At 31.8% G+C, this 19,482-nt stretch carries 12 protein-coding genes, 2 tRNA genes and 1 pseudogene; 3 read left to right on the top strand and 12 right to left on the bottom strand.

The features are described 5' to 3' along the window. Positions 1-98: 98 nt before the first annotated feature. Positions 99-3,107: a glycosyltransferase gene (locus Gromo_RS00075; protein WP_231158927.1), complete on the bottom strand. Its 3,009-nt coding sequence runs from the start codon at positions 3,105-3,107 to the stop codon at positions 99-101. Position 3,108: 1 nt separating this feature from the next. Beyond that, positions 3,109-4,248 (bottom strand): FtsW/RodA/SpoVE family cell cycle protein, encoded by a 1,140-nt coding sequence (locus tag Gromo_RS00070; RefSeq protein WP_231158926.1) that lies wholly within the window; start codon positions 4,246-4,248, stop codon positions 3,109-3,111. Between the two features lie 193 nt (positions 4,249-4,441). Here Gromo_RS00070 and Gromo_RS00065 point away from each other — a divergent pair. After that, positions 4,442-4,523 (top strand) — tRNA-Leu (locus tag Gromo_RS00065). A 50-nt stretch (positions 4,524-4,573) separates the two neighbouring features. Here the strand turns inward: Gromo_RS00065 and Gromo_RS00060 are convergent. Both Gromo_RS00060 and mnmA read right to left on the bottom strand, forming a co-directional pair. Continuing rightward, positions 4,574-4,720: pseudogene (locus tag Gromo_RS00060) on the bottom strand (tRNA 2-thiouridine(34) synthase MnmA); the annotation flags it as partial. 37 nt (positions 4,721-4,757) lie between these two features. Further along, positions 4,758-5,897: a tRNA 2-thiouridine(34) synthase MnmA gene (gene mnmA, locus Gromo_RS00055; RefSeq protein WP_420797327.1), complete on the bottom strand. Its 1,140-nt coding sequence runs from the start codon at positions 5,895-5,897 to the stop codon at positions 4,758-4,760. Between the two features lie 149 nt (positions 5,898-6,046). Between mnmA and mraY the strand changes: the two genes are divergently transcribed. Both mraY and murD read left to right on the top strand, forming a co-directional pair. Then, positions 6,047-7,006 (top strand): phospho-N-acetylmuramoyl-pentapeptide-transferase, encoded by a 960-nt coding sequence (gene mraY / locus Gromo_RS00050; RefSeq protein WP_231158923.1) that lies wholly within the window; start codon positions 6,047-6,049, stop codon positions 7,004-7,006. Between the two features lies 1 nt (position 7,007). Next, positions 7,008-8,429, top strand: coding sequence for a UDP-N-acetylmuramoyl-L-alanine--D-glutamate ligase (murD, locus tag Gromo_RS00045; protein WP_231158922.1), 1,422 nt, complete (start codon positions 7,008-7,010; stop codon positions 8,427-8,429). 100 nt (positions 8,430-8,529) lie between these two features. Here murD and Gromo_RS00040 read toward each other — a convergent pair. From Gromo_RS00040 to dnaA, 8 genes are all read right to left on the bottom strand, one after another. Beyond that, positions 8,530-8,600 (bottom strand) — tRNA-Gln (locus Gromo_RS00040). 138 nt (positions 8,601-8,738) lie between these two features. Further along, positions 8,739-9,617: a hypothetical protein gene (locus Gromo_RS00035; protein ID WP_231158921.1), complete on the bottom strand. Its 879-nt coding sequence runs from the start codon at positions 9,615-9,617 to the stop codon at positions 8,739-8,741. 43 nt (positions 9,618-9,660) lie between these two features. After that, on the bottom strand, positions 9,661-10,761 hold the full coding sequence (locus Gromo_RS00030) for an MFS transporter (protein ID WP_231158920.1): 1,101 nt from the start codon (positions 10,759-10,761) through the stop codon (positions 9,661-9,663). A 123-nt stretch (positions 10,762-10,884) separates the two neighbouring features. Next, entirely contained in the window at positions 10,885-12,987 is a 2,103-nt protein-coding gene (locus Gromo_RS00025) for a hypothetical protein (RefSeq protein WP_231158919.1), read from the bottom strand. A gap of 95 nt (positions 12,988-13,082) precedes the next feature. Continuing rightward, entirely contained in the window at positions 13,083-15,467 is a 2,385-nt protein-coding gene (gene gyrB, locus Gromo_RS00020) for a DNA topoisomerase (ATP-hydrolyzing) subunit B (RefSeq protein ID WP_231158918.1), read from the bottom strand. A gap of 110 nt (positions 15,468-15,577) precedes the next feature. Further along, positions 15,578-16,738, bottom strand: a complete 1,161-nt coding sequence (recF, locus tag Gromo_RS00015) for a DNA replication/repair protein RecF (RefSeq protein WP_231158917.1) — start codon at positions 16,736-16,738, stop codon at positions 15,578-15,580. Positions 16,739-16,742: 4 nt separating this feature from the next. After that, positions 16,743-17,891: a DNA polymerase III subunit beta gene (gene dnaN, locus Gromo_RS00010; RefSeq protein WP_274381153.1), complete on the bottom strand. Its 1,149-nt coding sequence runs from the start codon at positions 17,889-17,891 to the stop codon at positions 16,743-16,745. Between the two features lie 229 nt (positions 17,892-18,120). Beyond that, positions 18,121-19,482: a chromosomal replication initiator protein DnaA gene (dnaA, locus tag Gromo_RS00005; protein WP_231158915.1), complete on the bottom strand. Its 1,362-nt coding sequence runs from the start codon at positions 19,480-19,482 to the stop codon at positions 18,121-18,123.

Genomic DNA, 19,482 nt, shown 5'->3' with positions numbered 1-19,482 from the left:
ACTTTACATATACTGAACATAAACAGTTTTACTACAAAAAAAATGGAATAAATGTTATTGATAAACTACTTGCAAAGTATTCATAAACTACAGAAACATCATATAGACTCAGTAATCGACCACATATCACAAATGGAAGCAGCATAATTACTCACACTTCCAGCTCCCATAAAAAGTACGATATCACCATTTTTGCACAAATCGTTGAGAGTTTTCTTCAATGCATCAAGATTTTCGCAGTAAAAAGCATCAACATCTCGATTCTTCAGAGCTTTATATAGATCAAATGAATTCACATCTCCAGAAATTTCACCAGCTGAATAAACAGGCAATATCACAACAACATCACTATATCCGCATGATGCAACAAAAGCATCAAAATTGTCTGAAAGTCTGGTAAATCTATGCGGCTGAATTATAGAAATGATTCTATTTTGATTAATCTGTCGAGCCGCAAGTATAGTTGCCGTTATTTCAGTAGGATGGTGAGCATAATCATCAATTATAGTTACGCCTTTTTTGTTAAGACTGCTTAATATAGAAAATCTCCTCTTCGTTCCATCAAATAGATACAAAGAATTCTGAATAGCATCAAACGAAATATTATATATATGAGCAACACTCACAACCATTAAAGCATTCATTACATTGTGCTCTCCAACCATATTCAAATTCACAGAATGATATTCATATGGAGTATTGAAATCATATGCAGATTCCACAAACGATTTCATATCACTTATATCATAAAAAGCAAACTTATGTTTTTCAATTATACTTTTTTTCAAATTTTCATATAAAATAATATCAAATTGAGTAGAGTAATTCTTGGTCTTCACATTAGACGCAATGACTAAAGTGACATCATATACTGCAAAAAAATCAGAGTCTATATCGAAGAATTTACTCACATAGTGTAAATTTGACAAACAGATATACACCTTTTTCCGCCTAATTTCAGTGATATTTTGAGATATAAAATCCTCATTATTTGAAATGTCATTCTCAGCAAATAATGGTATTTCATCAGATCTCGAATTAGACATAACATGAATCAAATCCATCACATTGGAATCATTTCCACAAACTACGACTGCTTTTCTTGCATTTAGCATGAATTTCAAAAAAGATTGCTTCAATTTATTTTCATTTTTGTGAAAATCCATATGCTCTAATTCTATATTGGTCACAACAGCAACATCACTATCTAATTTTATAAAAGAATCATCAGATTCATCACCTTCATTAATAAAGTAACTCTGACTCATCGAAAGAGACAAATTTTGATAAAAATTGCTTTTTAAATTTTGAATAATTCCACCGTTCATAGACATGAAACTCAACCCAGAGTAATAAAACAACATCGTACATAGCGAAGTCGTTGTAGTCTTACCATGAGTACCAGAAATCGTAATCACATCACGAAATTTGCAAGAAATATTAGCCAAAACTTCAGCTCTATGCAACAATTTCATGTTATGTTGTCGAGCAAAACACAATTCAACGTTATCACTTTTTATAGCAGAAGAAAAAATGCAAACCTTTGCTTCTGATTGCGCAATATTGTCAGCATTATGGCCAACAGAAACTATAACTCCTTCACTTAAAAGCTCATTAATTAGTTTAGAATCATTAATATCACTCCCATAAACTCTATAACCAGCAAAAAACAGAGCACGTGCCACAGCACTCATTCCAATGCCACCAATAGCCAAAATATACACATCTCTTTCGCCAAGAGAAAAAGGATCCTCTAATAAATTCACCTTTATTGATTCTTTTTTATTATTGACAGCAATGCTTTTTGAATGACATTTTGTATCATTACCATTATATTTTTTAATTTCTTTCAAAATTCTATCATTAGCATCATTTGGCATAATTTTGCCAAGATTCATTCCTGTAGTGCTCAATATTTCTGCATTTTCAAAAAAACTTCTTATATATTCACTTAGTAATTCTGAACTTAATTGAGACTCTTCTATACACCAGCTAGACATATGATTCACTAAATGATAGGCATTAACACACTGATGGTTTTGAGATGCAAATGGGTAGGGTACTAATAGCATAGGCTTATTTAAATAAGAGCATTCAGCTATAGAAGATGCACCTGCTCTAGAAAAAACCACATTTGAAATAGCAATATCTTTTGCAATATCATCAATAAATATATCAACATGATGATTAATTTTCATTTTAGAGTATTGATTTTTCAAGTAATCGATATCACTCACATGACAATGCTGCTTTATATGTATTTTATTTTTAATCTCATCACTTAAGAGCATAATCGCACCAGGAAGATACTTACTCCACACTTTTGCAGCTTGACTCCCACCTAAAACCAAAATATTGAATTTTCTAGCACTTTCATTCATACCAAAGAAAGGAATACCATTGATATACTGGTCAAATATATTTCGTATAGGAACTCCTGTCCAAATTATCTTTTCTCGAATATTCTTTATTTTTCTACTCATACCAAAGAATTTCAAAAAATTCAAATTTAAGTTAGTTATTTCTGGGTCAAAACCAGTCATAACAACATCAGCCAAAATAGATAGAAACATATTCGCCTTTCCAAAAACAACATCGGATTGATGAATCAATAATGGAATTTTTAGCATTTTTGCAGCAATAGATGGAGCAAATGAAGCATACCCTCCAAAACTAACGACACAACAAGGCCTATGAATTTTTAAAAATTTCTTAGATTTTAATACTCCGCTTAAGAGATGGAAATAGCGCTTTATTCCTTTCACTCCAGATAAGTCTGAAAAAACTTTAATGTGTAATGTTCCAGAATTATTTTTAGGAATTTGACCAGACAAATTATTTTCAAAACAATTAATCAATTTAATATAAAATTCATTCCTATTTTCACATTGATTTGAATTGCCTTCACCTATGTAGCTATTTTCATCGATAAATTTATGAATATCATATGAATTAACAAAATTTCGAAGCAACTTATATCCTCGAAAATCTGTTAAAATCACAACATCATATCCATCTTTTACCAAACTCTCAGCTATACCTTGCGCTGGAAAAACATGACCTCCAGTTCCACCAGTAATAAGCACAATTAACTTATTTTCATTCATTTTACCTCGATTGAATATCAAAACTAAACAGATAGGGTGATTTTTTTGTTAAACAAAGTATAGACCCTATTATTATAGCGCATGATATCATTGATGATCCTCCATAACTTATAAAAGGTAGAGTAACTCCTTTCGGTGGAATAATACCTATGTTTGATGATAAATTGATCAAAATCTGCAATATAAAAGAAGAGGACATTCCAACTACAGTGATAGCATTCTTTGCAGAATTTTCATTCAGAACTAGTAAAAATATTCTAAATATTATCAAAACATAAGCTAATATCAGTATCAAACACAGTAATAATCCTCCATCTTCTGCAATGCCAGCAAATATAAAATCTGCATGTAGATCAGGCAAATTCTTTTTCGTTATGCCTCCGCCCAACCCCTTCCCTGTAATTTTTCCACTCGACATAGTCTGAAATGACTTAAACATTTGAAATTCAGATCCAAACTTATCCTTCTTTGTCGAAGAAAATGATTTTATAAACATATTAACTCTTTTGTTAACATGCGAAATGCTTAAGTAAGAAACAACCGAAATTCCTATAATGCACGCAAAAAATATAGCAATCCACTTCATTCTTATTCCGTAGATAAATAATTGACATAATAAGCTAGCAAGCAATATAAATGTCATTCCAAAATCGGGCTGAAGAATAATAAAACCAAAAACGATAAGATATAAAGGAATAAAGAAGCGCTTTTTATCAAAATCAATAATGTATGATGTAAGTACAGGTAGAGTAGGCTTTAGAAATTCTGATGGCTGAAGAGAAAATCCCATTATAGATATCCATCTCTTTGCACCCTTCACACTGCCTCCTACAAAAGGAACGGCAACTAACATAACTAGTGTAAATACAAACAAAAATAATAAAAATTTCACCAAATTTTTTTGATTCAATGAAGCAAGAAAAATAATAATTGCAATAGACAATAAACTAAAGAAAATATGTTTCTTAAGAAAAATCATACCAGACCAATTGTGTTGCAGTGCAACATATTTACTGTTTAAAAATATGAAAAATGCACCAGAAAATATTAAAATTATGCACAAAGAAAAAATAACTCTATCAATTGCCTTCCACCATCGAATAATCTCGTTTTTATACTTACGATAGTGAATATTCTCCATTTCAAACAACATTCACGGAACTGTTTTTAATATACGATAGACGTGTTTTAAGAGCAATGGTACTTTGCATATTGCACATCAATCTCATATTGCATTAATCTATTGGACCTCAACTTTCTTTGTCGATCAATTTAAATTCTGCAATACTAACATTTAATTGCAATGTAATTTTTAATTTTATACAATACGATATGCCCAGGTGGCGGAATGGTAGACGCGCTAGATTCAGGTTCTAGTGAGCTTTGCTTGTGGAGGTTCAAGTCCTCTTCTGGGTATAATTTCACCAAAGGTGTATTCATAGATGATCTTGCCGTGTAAGCTATTCCTCACCTAAACTAGATCCATCAATATGCTTTATATTACCTTTCTTCAACACTTCTGGTCGTTTCTTTGATATAAATTCTGAGTAATTACCATTTGGAACGAAGCATATATCTTGACTATCCGGTTTATTTGCAACTGAAATATTGAAATACATATTTTATATTATTTCTTCAACACTTCTAAAATCACCAAGAATTTGAAATCCAACCACCTCCAAGTACTCTAGTTTCGCAATATAAAACACACGCTTGGCCAGAAGCTACACCATATTCAGGTAAATCGAATTTCATAACTAATCCTTTTATATCAATACAACTAGAAAAATCAATCTTATCAATCATCATTGATCTATCTTCTAATTTTATAGCATAAATCTTGGCATAAACAGGAACATGACTAGATCGAATTTTTACGGTCAATCTCATTTTCAAAATATTTTCAATAGAATCTAACAAATTAATATCACCAATTGTCACGAAATTTCTTGCCAAATGCTGTCTCTCACCGACAGTGATTTCGTTTTTATCAGAATCAATTTTCACTACAAACATTGGTTTATTCGAACTAAGGCCAATGCCTCTTCGTTGCCCTATAGTGTAAGCAATAGTGCCATTGTGGTGACCTAAACTAGATCCATCAATATGCTTTATATTACCTTTCTTCAACACTTCTGGTCGTTTCTTTGATATAAATTCTGAGTAATTACCATTTGGAACGAAGCATATATCTTGACTATCCGGTTTATTTGCAACTGAAATATTGAAATATTTAGCATATTCTCTTGTAACAGACTTATCAACCATACCCAAAGGGAAACACAAAAAATTCAACTGTTCTTGAGTGGTTCCAAATAAGAAGTAACTTTGATCTTTTGATTTATCTACTCCAACATGCATTTCTGCTTTACCATTTTTTGAATCTTTTCTCACATAATGACCAGTCGCTAGAGCATCTGCGTTTAACCTTTTCGAGCAATTTAACAGATCTACAAACTTGACAGATTGATTGCATTTTACACACGGCAAAGGGGTTTCTCCTTTTATGTAAGAATTCACGAAATAATCAATCACAGATTCGTTAAATTTAGATTGATAATTCATAACATAATGAGGAATACCTATTTTTTCACAAACATACCTTGCATCATCTATATCGCGACTAGCGCAACAACGTTTTTGAATAGAACAAGTATTCTCTGAATCATACAATTTTAAAGTTATACCAATAACTTCGTATTTCATAGCATGAAGAATACAAGCAACAACTGAACTATCAACACCACCAGACATTGCAACTACAATTTTTGAACCAATCTTGTAAGGAATATCGAATCTATCAAAATCCACAACAATCAAACAAAAATACTATATAATAGTACACAAAAATTCCAATTTCAAAAGCAAATTTCACTTCAACTCACTTGTTTAAAAATGATATTTTGATACTATTGCTGTAATGGTTTAATGGCGTAACAATGCCGAGCAATTTACTGTTTTCATCATTAATATTTTCACTTCCAATCATTATATCTCTTGCTCTATATCCATCTTTCATTAAATATGTATCTTGCAATAGTATAAGACAACACATAAAAGAATTTATGCCATTATCACATCACTCAAAAAAAGGAACTCCTACAATGGGAGGAGTAATGATACTTGGCACAATAATCATTTCATATATTTTAGCATCAATAATTTTGCAACAAGAAATTGAAGATATAAACAATAACATAATACCTATTGGAATTCTGACTATTTACTATTTCGCTGTAGGATTTATCGACGATATCTCAAAGATTCGTAACAAAAATTCTGGAATAAAAGCACTAACCAAAATATTTCACCAATTTGTAGGAGCAGCATTATCAATATTATTTCTCAAAATAGAACCATCTTTCTTTTTACCAATTTTTGGAAAAATTTTAGTTAATCAATATATATACTATATTTTGTCAACAATAATAATTGTTTCAGCATCTAATGCATTTAATATAACAGACGGATTAGACGAACTCGCAACATTAAGCGCACTACCAGTAATTCTAGCAATTTACATCATGAGCGGAAATTGGATATCATCTGCAATCGGAGCTGGATTAATAGGATTTTGGTTCTACAATCGAAAACCTGCAAAAATATTTATGGGAGATTGCGGTGCACTTCCAATCGGAGGATTAATGGGGTTAATATGTATAATCGAAAAAATCGAATTCTTCGTTATACTGGCAAGCTTTATATTCGTAATCGAGTTAGCTTCAAGTTTGATCCAAATTGGATCATACCATCTTCTCAAGAGAAGAGTATTCAAGATGTCACCGCTACATCATCATCTAGAATGCAATAATTGGACTGAAGAAAAAATAGTGATGACTTTTGCTATATTATCTCTATGCTTTAGCACAATAGCAGTATTTTTGTGGATAAAGTCGTGAAATGATAGACCTAAGAAATGTAAACTCAATTTTGGTAATAGGACTTGGCATCACTGGAAAGTCCGTTATAAAGTTCTTTCGTACACATTTTTCAAAAATTAAAATTTACATACACGATGATGACATAAATAAGTGTAAAACTCCCATCGAAGGTGAAATTCACTCAAATTATTTCAATTGCAAAATCATTCCAGATTTGGTGTTTGTTAGCCCTGGATTAAATTTTGATCACTTATTAATAAAAAAATTACAAAAATACTCATGCAAATTAATCAACGATGTAGAGTTTTTTTTACAGCAAGTAGATAAAAATGCCCTTATCATCGCTATCACAGGCAGCAACGGAAAATCTACTACAGCCTCACTTCTGCAAAATATATTGGGACAAAATTATGGACTTTGCGGAAATATAGGCCAATCACCTCTTGCATTAATCAATGCAAAATTAAAAGGATACATTATAGAAATATCATCAGCTCAATTAATGCTAATTCAGTCAATTCATAGAATTAATATAGGAATATTGACAAACATCACACCTAATCACTTGGATTTTCATCATAATATGGAAGAATACTGTAAAGTTAAAGCAAAGATATTGTATGCTAATAAGGCTTTTACTTGTGCAAATGATGCAAACATTACAAATTTATTAGCACAAATGAACAATACATCAAATATCACATTATTTTCAGCAAATGAAATACTTTCAAATGGCTACTCCATGATAGATAGCACTCTATACATTAATGGCAATGCAATTGTCAATGAATGCTATGCGAAAAATGTACCTAGCGAAGCATTACTCATATCAGCGGCAATTGCACATTCTATCAATTTTTCAAGCAAACATATCATTGATGGAATTAAATCTTTCAAAGGGCTTCCACACCGAACAGAACTCATATATATATCAAGTAACATACTTTGCATAAATGATAGCAAGTCCACAACAATTGCAGCCACAATATTTGCAATAAAATACTGCAAAAATGAGTATCATGACAGGACAATAATTCTCATTATTGGAGGAGGAGACAAAAAAAAGCAGAATTTTTCATCATTAAAAATACATTTGCAAGGCATTAGCTACGTCTACGTAACTGGAGAGTGTAAAGAACGCATGTATCAATCAATTACATCTCAAGATCAAATTACAGATGTATTTACAGATGTATTGCAGACCAACAATCTAAATTCTGCATACACACTGCAAACAAATGGCAATTTTGCATATGAATTGCAAATAGAAACAAGCCTTGAAGAGATCTTGAGAAAAGTATCGAGCAAAATAAGCAAAAATCTGAAGTATTGCATATTATTCTCTCCTGGATGTGAGAGCTACGATCAATATCAAAACTTCGAGCACAGAGGGCAGACATTTCGGAATTTATGCACAAATATTTTGAAACAAAACAAATAACTATATGATTAACGAATTCTTATTCCGTATCCCCAATACAAAAAATCGCAATAGAACCTTGCGCAAAGCTCAAAAAAAATACATTGTACTTATAAAAATACTGGGAGACCTGGATTCGAACCAAGGTTGCTCGGTCCAGAGCCGAGAGTTCTACCGCTAAACTATCTCCCAACGTTTTGATTATACTCTTATTCACAATCAAAATCAATTAGATTTAGCAATAATCAAAATATCAAACACATCATAGGGAAATATCTTCAAAAAACTCAGTGACCATAATTGGAAGATTCATAATCAAAAATTATAGCATCAATCGCATAATACACCTTCAATTTCATTCAAAATACTGACAATTACACTCCTTTTTTCTAAACGATAATCCCTGTAATTTATACACATTCGCATCACATTGTAAGCAACGTGAGCTAAATTCGCACCAACATCATCAGAGACCCCATCACGATAACATTTGAGAATTACTTTCAAAACTCCAACTTCAATCGCACTCATATCCGAATTTTCATAATCATTCCAAAATTTGATCGCATCTAATTTTAGCGAAAACGAACTTGAACTTCTCATTAAATCCAAGATGAATGAGTTCTCATATGTCTCCAATGAATATTCGCTCAAAAAATACATACACCTCGATTTTATCGTTTGCGAGATCTTGTTAATATTACTAGTAATCACGATCATATAAGTATCATGAAGCTCTTCAATAGTTTTTAATAAGGCATTTGATGCATTTGTATTAATATTTTGAAAATTATTTATTATCACAATCTTTTTTTTCAAAAATAAAGGAGATTTCTGACAAAAACTCACAATTTTTACTGCAATATCAATTGTAATTTCTCCTTTTTCATCAATAAATAAAAAATCTGTGTAAGTACCATTTTTTATCATACTTAACACTTTGTCAGCATCCTTATGACCAATGCATCTCTCATAAACCTTTTGAACATCATCAACTTCATCAATTGGCACATGAGAAATAGATGACTCATTCAAAGGAAATAACGAGATCTGACCAAGACTGTTATTTACAATCTCACGACTTTGAATAATATAAGCTGTAACAACATTTTGTACTTGAGACAAATCAATCGTATTTTCAATAATCAAAGCCATTCGGGGCATTTTCAGCATCAAATCAAAAATCCTTAACTCATTCCTCAATTTCATTGCATGACTCAATAATCAATAAATGATATGTAAAAAAATCATATCACACAATTATCTTTCGCAAAATAATAGGACTAAATCCAGCTATTATAAAAGAAATATTGTAAGCAAACGAAAAAGCAGTAACTCTAAACGCTGTAGGAAAAATTCTGTGAATGATACTGGAGAATTTTATCATAGATGTAGATATAATTAACTGATAAAATATGAAAAACACAAGTAAATTCTTGCTTTGAAAAGCAAAAACACACACAGCAAAAGATGCTAATAGCACAAAAAATGGAGCACTTTTAAAATACTCAAAAAGCTCACCGATAACTGGATTTAATCCAATCATCACTACAATTCCAATCAGAGAATACATATGTACTGAAGCTCTATCCATCATTAAAAATTCCTGAGCAAAAGCTGGAATATGCAAATTTATTATGATCATAACAGCTGGCAATAACATGATAAATATGGAGAATAAAACCTTATCATACATACGAATGAGCGTTTTTAACTTCATAAAAATAAGCTTACTACGATTGTGAGTACTGCAATCCATCCTAAATTCAGGAGATTCTGAAATAAATCTTCGAGCAAAGAAAAATATCAACGACATACAACCACCAAAAATGAAAGGCATTCTCCAGCCAAATTCCATTACCTCATCAAATGAAAAAATTCTAAAAACATAAAAACACATCAAAGATGCACTCACACTACCTATAGCAGAAGCAGAAATAACAAATGAATGATTTGCCTTATTTTCATCGCTTTCTATACTCATAGTAATAGCATTTGGCATCTCAGATGCAAAAGAAATACCTTGCAATACACGTAAAATCAATATCAAGCAACAAGCCCACTCTCCTGGATAAATGCATCCCATGAGCAATGTTGACATCGCTACAAATAACACTGAAATATTCATAGACACCTTTCTTCCATAAGTATCAGCAATTAAGCCAAATATTAGACCACCAAAAGGACGGACTAAATAACCAAGCGCAAAAGACACGTAACTATTTATAATTCTGCCATCAAAAAATAATTTGTTTAAGATATCAAGCATCATGCCATACACAACGAAATCGTAGTACTCAAGCATCGCACCTGTACTGGATAATAAAGTATTTTTCGAAATTCTAAGAGCCATAAACTCAACTAAGAAATAGACATTATGTTAACATAAATAGAAAATGATTCAATAAATCAATTCAAATAACACACATTTTAATAAAATTCATCGAAAATTAATAACAATCAAAACTTAAATTAATTAATAGTAAAACTGAGAACCAACAGGTACTTTATCTTTATACTTACTAAGTAGTCTCTCTCTAAAGCATTTTTCATTGTATTCTATTGCTGATTTAATTACACCACCTCCAATCACACTTTGCTGTATTTCTTTGAATTTACTTCCATCAACTAAAACAACATACATATAATTATGTACAGTATTTTTGTCAACTTTAAAAGATGATTCTACACTAAATTCACCAATAATATTAACAGGCATTAGATTCACATCCTTTATATCATGAAAAACACCAAGCCCAACCTTATTCAAGAGTGAATTTCCGTAACTGAGAGTATCTTTAATCCCCTTATCAAGCATTTTGAGAAGACCTTTGTGGTTTGGTATTTTCTGCAATTCCCCCATGACTTTTAGCGGATCATCAACTCTGACGTACACAACTGCATGAAATGGAACTTGCTTAGCAAATACTGCACTATTCTTACTCCACAGAGCAGATATGTTTGTCAATAAATTATATACAAATACAGATTCCTTTGAAAAATCTTTGATTTCTTGATCTTGAGGATTTGAACTAGTTAGAGAAAAAACATCCAAAAATACATTATAGCTCTTTTTATTTTGAAATACCTTTTGTCCAGTGCCAGGATTCATAACAGATAGCACATCACACAAAATAGCCAATCCAGGATAGTAGGAAGCTATATCTGCTTGACTAATAACAAATACAGAAGCGATTGGGTCGATAGATGAATTGCCAGTTATAGGGGTTATAAGAGCAGGCATATCTGGCACATGATCCCCTTTTAATGACAATATCTGAGACTGAGGCTTATCCTTATACGCGAACATAAGCTTTGCTGCTAATCCAATACCAACGTCACCTTTAATATGCGTATTTACATCTGCAAAGTGTATTTCATTCACAGATTTCAAAAAAGCTTCTTGAGCTTCACCACCCACAAACTGTTTAATGGTTGTACTCAACTGATTAATATCGAGAGACTTATCAAATACAAAAACTATCGGAGTATTTGCTATTTTCTTGCAAAGAAACATATTTTCGTTGAATCCAAATGGAACTCCAATTTCATTATTATAATCATCAAAATCTCTCTTGATGGTATTTTGTGTTGAAGTTATCTGTGTTTGGTTATCATCATGTTGAACAGATTGAACAGGAATTGGATATAATGGAGAAGTATAAGATAACTTAGCTACCTTACACTGCATCAAAAAAGTATATAATGGAAGTAGACGTGGAAATTGCTGCATCAAAACACATTTTTCTAAAATTTTTTCTGAAAACTTTTTATAAAATCCACCTGCATCTTTGTACGATGCAATCTCTGGAGATTTATATATCGAATTAACAACATTTGCTGCTTGACGCATCTCATACCCAGATAACATTAATGCAATCACAGCTTCTTTAAGAAGAAGATAATAGGCATCTGAAGCGAATTCGCTCAAACACGTTGAAATACCTTTATCGTTGTCAACTATTATAGATTTCAATATACCATACATCGTTGTATTTCCAAGAAAAGAAGAAAATGCTTTATCAGAATTCTCTTGCGAGAATTTAAGTTGGTCAAAATTCACTCCAGATCTTTCACAAAAATCAAGCAGAGCAACTCTTTTTTCTATTTCATCTTTAGAAATACTAGGATTTTTTGATAACTCTGCTCTGAGAGCATTCTTCTTATTCTCTCTTACAGAGTGCATTTCATCAAAATCCTTGTATTGATTTATAGGAATATATTTATACATACCATTAAAAGGCACTTGTACAAAAATTTGAATTGAATTACCTATAGCAGAATTTTTATTTGACCTTAATATAATACGAATTGGGTCTCCTTTAGATGCATCACTAAACATTTGAATAAACGTATCAGGTATACGTAAATCGCCATATCTAAATATTGGAGAAAAAAACTCATCAAATCCATTTACCTTCCTTAAACTATCTTTAAGTTGAGTAAAATACAGCTTTACGCTCCTTTTCATGTCTGTATCCTGCACCCCATCTCTACTCGGCATAGCATCACATTGTAATGTGTAGCAAGAAAATATTGCAGTAGAACAAATAAGCTTCAATATATCATTCACTTTCATTTTTTATGATAATTCGCAACTAGCACATAGTAGTATGCTTGGAGTTAATGAATCGTGAATTTTTAATAGAGAAATAATATTAGAATTATATTTCCTTATACATCTAAATTTCTCACATTCAAAGCGTTATCTTGAATAAACATCCTTCGAGGTGCAACATCATCTCCCATCAAGACATTTAACACTTCACCTGCCTTCGCTATATCATTTACCTTTATATTCAATAAAGTCCTGGCTTTGGGATCAAGCGTAGTCTCCCATAATTGAGATGGCATCATCTCACCCAATCCCTTATACCGCTGAATTGACATTTTCTTTGTCGTGCAATCAATTATGTAATTCAAAAAATCATACGGAGTGTTAACTCTTATCATCTCTCCATATTCTATTGTTATACCATTGCAAAAAACATCATAAATCTCTTTAATGAAGGTCAATTTTTCATGCAATACACGAAGTGAATTAATGTCTACAACATAAGAGTAATTTACTCCATTCTCAATCTTAAATATTGTCAATACATTCTCATTTAATTCAACAGACCAAGGCACAAATTTTACTTTAAAATTCAATAGTTTTACCAAACTTTCACAACATATATACTGCATATCATCTCTTTCTGAATTATCTGTTCTTATAGACATAACGATCTTCTCAATCATGTCCTTTTCCTTTATTTTTAGTTGCAAACGAAAGCATAAATCATCAAAAGCTTGACATATTCTCATAGTTGCTAATATATCTAGCAATTCTTCATTGGCATTTCTTACCAAAGCCTTTTGAGATGCAATATTCGCGATATACTCATTCAAAGCATCTTCATTCTTAATATATGTAATGTTTGATCCAATTTTCACTCCATATAAAGGCGGTTGCGCAATATAAATATACCCATTACAAATTAACTCAGGCATGTATCGGAAAAAAAACGTTAATAACAACGAACGAATATGGCTACCATCAACATCTGCATCAGTCATAATGATGATTTTATGATACCTAACTCTAGCAATATCAAAAGTATCACCTATTCCACATCCTAATGCAGATATAAGAGTACGAATTTGCTCAGCATCCATGATCTTATCAAGATGTGCTTTCTCTACATTCAAAACCTTTCCACGTAAAGATAATATTGCCTGGCATGATCTATCTCTAGCCTGTTTAGCAGATCCTCCAGCACTATCTCCTTCTACTATATAAAGCTCTTTCATAGCTGGATTTTTTTCTTGGCAATCTGCCAATTTTCCAGGCAAAATATTAAATTCTGAATCTTTTTTACCTCTAACCAAGTTCCTTGCCTTTCTAGCTGCCTCTCTCGCACGAGCAGCTTCGTAAGCTTTATTCATGACCTTTTTAGCTGAAGTAGGATTTTCCTCAAACCATTCACTTAATTTTTCAAAAACTACTTTCTCAACTGCATTTCTTACTTCTGTCGATACTAATTTATCCTTTGTCTGAGAAGAAAATCTAGGATCAGGGACTTTCACAGAAACTATCGCAGATAACCCTTCTCTAATATCATCACCAATTAATTGCAATTTTTGTTTTTCAACATAAGAAGAGTCGTTATAATTATTAACAGATCGCGTAACTGCTGATCTAAACCCAGCTAAATGTGTTCCACCGTCATTTTGAGGAATATTATTTGTAAAGCAGAGTACTTTTTCCTTATAATCATCAAACCACTGAATAGCAACATCAATCATAATATTTCCATCTTGTGCACATATCAGAATTGGTTTTTGAAATAACGGAGTGGAATTTTCATTTATATAAGCAACAAATGCAGACACTCCACCTTCGTAACAAAAAATATCACTCTTACCACTTCTTTCATCTATAAGAGATAAAGATATGCCTGGATTTAAAAATGCCAACTCTTGAAAGCGCTTCTGCAACGTAGAGTATTCAAATACTATATTACCAAATATCTCAACAGATGGAAGAAAAGTAATCTGAGTTCCTTGATCATTAATATTTTCACGCACACACTTGAGAGGAGATACTGCACATCCATCTTTAAATGATATTTTGTACTCATTATTATTTCTCCAAATCGTTAAATCAAGATTACTAGACAAAGCGTTCACCACAGAAACACCAACTCCATGTAATCCTCCAGAGACCTTATAAGAATTTTGGTCGAACTTTCCTCCTGCATGTAATTGAGTCATAATAACCTCAGCAGCAGATATACCTTCTTCCTTGTGAATATCAATAGGAATTCCTCGTCCATTATCACGCACTGTAACTGAGTTATCAGTATTAATACGAACAGTAACTACATTACAATACCCAGCAAGTACTTCATCAATCGCATTATCAACTACCTCATATACCATATGATGCAATCCGGAGCCATCGTCTGTATTACCTATATACATTCCAGGACGTTTTTTTACTGCTTCCAGACCTTTCAAGACTCTTATTGAATCCGCATCATACTTTACAGAGTTCTTAATATCGTCTGAATCCATTTAATCAAAATAAACATACGAACACATTGTACTACACAATCACAAAATTTGTAACTTAACTTATCAAAATATAAAACTCATCATTTGAGTCAATTGAAACTTCACATAAATCACTCAACGTATTTTTCAACATCAATCATCGTAAAATCATCTGCAAGATAATCAGCAAGATCACCAAATAAAGCAACATCTGTTGCAGTAACAAAAACTTGCACTCCACATTGAATTAATTTGACAATTTCTTCAAAAATAATCGTAAGGTGATAAGCATCAATATGCGCAGCAATTTCATCTAGTAGTAAAATAATATTCTTCTTACCTTCAGATATGTACAGCCTTGATATAGAAAAAAGCATCGAAACTACAATCATTTTTTGCTGACCAGTAGAACATAAATTTGCTTGAGTTCCATAAGCACTTGCATTAATATCGCTTCTATGCGCACCAAATGCGGTCTTTTTCTTTATTGCATCTAACCTACGATTAAATTTTAGTGTCTTCTTTAATATTGCTACAGCATCATCAACACTAATATCAAATATACCAACATTATCAAGTAATTTACTTTCAAATCTTACAATATCGAAGACATTTGAAGTAAGATTTACAGTCACTGCTGGAAAATCATTCATAAACTGCATTTTGTTGAGCTTATTCCAAAAAGTCAATCTGCACAATTCTATACTCCAGGACAAAACAGACATTTTATCTTCAATAACATCAAGCCAATTATCATATTTTCTGAAACTCTCAGCACTTTCATCCTTTAATAAATTCAATATTTTAGATCGTTCTTTCAAATACTTATCATAAGCTATCAAATTAGAAGCATACTCATCATCAAAATTAGCAATCAACAGATTAAAGAATCTCCGTCTAACTGATATTTGATCTGTGAATATTCTATCAACTCCAGGAGCAAATGTCACTATCTTCGCAATTTTCAAACAATCAGTTGTCTTTGCAATTTTGCTATTAATTTTAATTTTTCTACCAGAATTTGTCTTCTCTATTCCAACTCTTATACTCCCATCTTGCGCACACATCATGTCAATGAAAATAGCCCAAAAATCAACAAACCCAACATTTTGCATATTTCCAAAATCATCGCCTCTAATGCCATTACCAGATGATAGTAGAGAAATTGCTTCTAGAATGTTTGTCTTTCCTACTCCATTTCTTCCATACAAGAGCACACACAAACTGTTAAATTTCAAATCGAGATTACAATAATTACGATACTTAGTTAATAACAACCTTTTAATAGACATAAAACTATGAAGATAATCTTACAGGCATGAGTACACTAAAAGCATTTTCAAAACAATCAAACACCACAGCAGCGTCAGATGAAGATTCATTAAAAGTAATCTTAATTGTCTCATTTGCAGAATTCATCGCTACATCAAGTACATATCGTGCATTAAAACCAATTCTCACAACAGATGAGATATCACTTGATACAATTTTCACTACATCTTCAGCAGACACAAGAGCATCATTATACAACATGTTTACATTACCATCAGGCTGAAATTTCATCTTTATGATCTTATTTTTTTCCTCAGACACACTTGATATCTTCATAATTGAATTAGCTAAATCTCTGCTCTTCAATTCAACTGAACGCATATTTTCTCCAATTCTATTAGGAATAATCCTCACATAATCAGGAAATTTAGCATCTATTACCTTGGATACAAAAATCAGATCATCAACTATAAACACTATCTGACCATTCAAAATCTTAACTTTGACATTTTCACATACTGATTCGAGCAAAATTCTTCTAACTTCAATTATAGTCTTTCGATGGACAATAACTCCTTCAGATGGAAGTACCTGAACATCTAGCAAAACACTAGACACAGCCAAACGATGTCCATCAGTTGCAACTGCAAAAAACTTACCATCCTTAAAATGAAAATATATACCATTTATAGCATATCTAGTCTCTTCAAGTGACATACAAAAATGTGTTCTATTTATCAGAGATAACAAATCTAATCGATTAATTGAAAAAGACAATTCTGAATCAGAAATAGCAAATAAGTTCCTAAAATTAGCATAATCTAATGGGAATCCATCTACAGATAAAACATCAAAAACAAAATTTGATGCACCAGAAGTCACTTCAAGACTCTTTTTTGAAAATTTCACTTCAATAGGATTATCCTCATCTAGCCTCTTAACGGTTTCACAAAGCATATGAACAGGGAAAGTACATACTCCACCTGATATAACCTCACATTCCATAGTTTCCAAAAGGCAAATGTCCAAATCCGTGCCAATAACCTCGCATGAATCACTTATCACATTGAGCACTCCATGAGATAATATTGGAACAGTGGATCTTTTATTCACGACCGCACTTTGGTGACTCAACACTTTTAAAAATTGGGACTTCCTCAATTTTATATGCATGTACGTTTATTGAAAAACTCGATAGATTATGCAAGAAATTTCTTGATTTGTGAATAGAAATAAACAGTCAATTAAAATTCAACGAAAATTTATAATAAAATCAAATAAAAAAATACTTAGATTGTATAAAAAATCACTATTTTTGAAAAGGTTTTCACTGATGAGAAATAGATTAAATATTTACCAAAACATCATAACTTTGCTGCAATTTTGCTCACATAAATATGAATTATTTCATCAATTTTGCTTTAAGGATTCTAATATCATTTTTTATATCTCCATCTTTATTCATCAATTCTGTTATACTTTTCACCGCATGCAAAACAGTTGTGTGATCTCTACCACCAAATTTTTTACCTATATTAGGTAGTGACATCGTTGTCATAATTTTACTTAAAAACATCGCTATCTGTCTGGCTTTAGCAATATCTTTAGTTCTAATTTTTGCATTAATATCAGTAACCTTGACGTGATAATAATCAGCAACAATTTTCTTAATCTCGTCGATATCAAATTGCTTTAAATTTCCTCCGCCAAGACGAAAAAGCACATTAGAAACCATATCCTTAGAAACATACGCACCAAAACTTTGAGCACATAAGGTAATGAAAAGACCTTCCAATTCACGAACACTAGGGACAGAACTGTTAGCAATCAACTCTAGCACTCCTTCTTCAAATTTTGCATCACTTTGCTGAACTTTAGACTGCAAGAAACTCAATCTTAGCTCATAATCAGCATCATGCACAACGGCAACTAATCCAGAACCAAGTCTTGACTTTATTCTATTTGGAATTCCATTTAATTCCGATGGTAATTTATCAGATGAAACTATAACCTGCTTATTTTGCTCCATCAAGCTATTCCAAGTGTGAAACATCTCTTCTTGTGTTGATCCCTTATCAGCTATGAACTGAATGTCATCTATTAGTAAAATATCAACTTCTCTAAATTTTTTCTTAAAATCCAACACATTCTGATATCGTATAGCATTAACAAATTCATACATAAAAGTCTCAGCAGTACAATACAACACTCTTTTATTTCTTTCATTTGATGCGTGCAAGCCTATTGCATGCATAAGATGAGTTTTACCCATTCCAACATTGCCACAAAAAAACAAAGGATTGTATACTGCATCTTCTTCCGCAACACGCTTAGCTGCAGCGTATGCAAGTTCATTTGATTTTCCAACTATAAAGGAATCAAATGAATATTTTAAGTTCAGATTTTTCGATTTAACCAATGATAGATCAAGTGCAACGGGACCACTAACATCATTCTCTTTAGAAAGTTGACTTTTGATTTTAAATCCATCTATGCACAGTCCAACACTACTTAGCATGTCTGTTATTTTATCAATATAATACGAAGAAACCCAGTCTTTCACGAACGGAGTAGAAGCAAAAAGAAATTTCTTACCAGCAACCTCTCCTACAAAGAGCTGATCAAACCAACATCGCGAAATTTCAGGACCAAACTCTTTGTGCAGCAAGCGATTCACTGCAACCCATCCCATTTTACATACATCTGTTATCTCAATATCATCAAATTCTTCAGAATAATTCACATTAGAAATTTCACTACTCAT

It is taken from the genome of Candidatus Gromoviella agglomerans, from assembly GCF_021065005.1.
In the GTDB taxonomy this organism is placed as follows: Bacteria; Pseudomonadota; Alphaproteobacteria; order CAJXXZ01.
This window is presented reverse-complemented; position numbering and strand designations above follow the sequence as displayed.

What these genes read in the sequence shown, in the direction of transcription:
- Gromo_RS00035 (WP_231158921.1), bottom strand. Translation starts at nt 9,617, where the DNA reads ATGAAATTGAGGAATGAGTTAAGGATTTTTGATTTGATGCTGAAAATG.
- Gromo_RS00070 (WP_231158926.1), bottom strand. Translation starts at nt 4,248, where the DNA reads ATGGAGAATATTCACTATCGTAAGTATAAAAACGAGATTATTCGATGG.
- dnaA (WP_231158915.1), bottom strand. Translation starts at nt 19,482, where the DNA reads ATGAGTAGTGAAATTTCTAATGTGAATTATTCTGAAGAATTTGATGAT.
- Gromo_RS00025 (WP_231158919.1), bottom strand. Translation starts at nt 12,987, where the DNA reads ATGAAAGTGAATGATATATTGAAGCTTATTTGTTCTACTGCAATATTT.
- Gromo_RS00075 (WP_231158927.1), bottom strand. Translation starts at nt 3,107, where the DNA reads ATGAATGAAAATAAGTTAATTGTGCTTATTACTGGTGGAACTGGAGGT.
- recF (WP_231158917.1), bottom strand. Translation starts at nt 16,738, where the DNA reads ATGTCTATTAAAAGGTTGTTATTAACTAAGTATCGTAATTATTGTAAT.
- gyrB (WP_231158918.1), bottom strand. Translation starts at nt 15,467, where the DNA reads ATGGATTCAGACGATATTAAGAACTCTGTAAAGTATGATGCGGATTCA.
- mraY (WP_231158923.1), top strand. Translation starts at nt 6,047, where the DNA reads ATGCCGAGCAATTTACTGTTTTCATCATTAATATTTTCACTTCCAATC.
- Gromo_RS00030 (WP_231158920.1), bottom strand. Translation starts at nt 10,761, where the DNA reads ATGGCTCTTAGAATTTCGAAAAATACTTTATTATCCAGTACAGGTGCG.
- murD (WP_231158922.1), top strand. Translation starts at nt 7,008, where the DNA reads ATGATAGACCTAAGAAATGTAAACTCAATTTTGGTAATAGGACTTGGC.
- dnaN (WP_274381153.1), bottom strand. Translation starts at nt 17,891, where the DNA reads ATGCATATAAAATTGAGGAAGTCCCAATTTTTAAAAGTGTTGAGTCAC.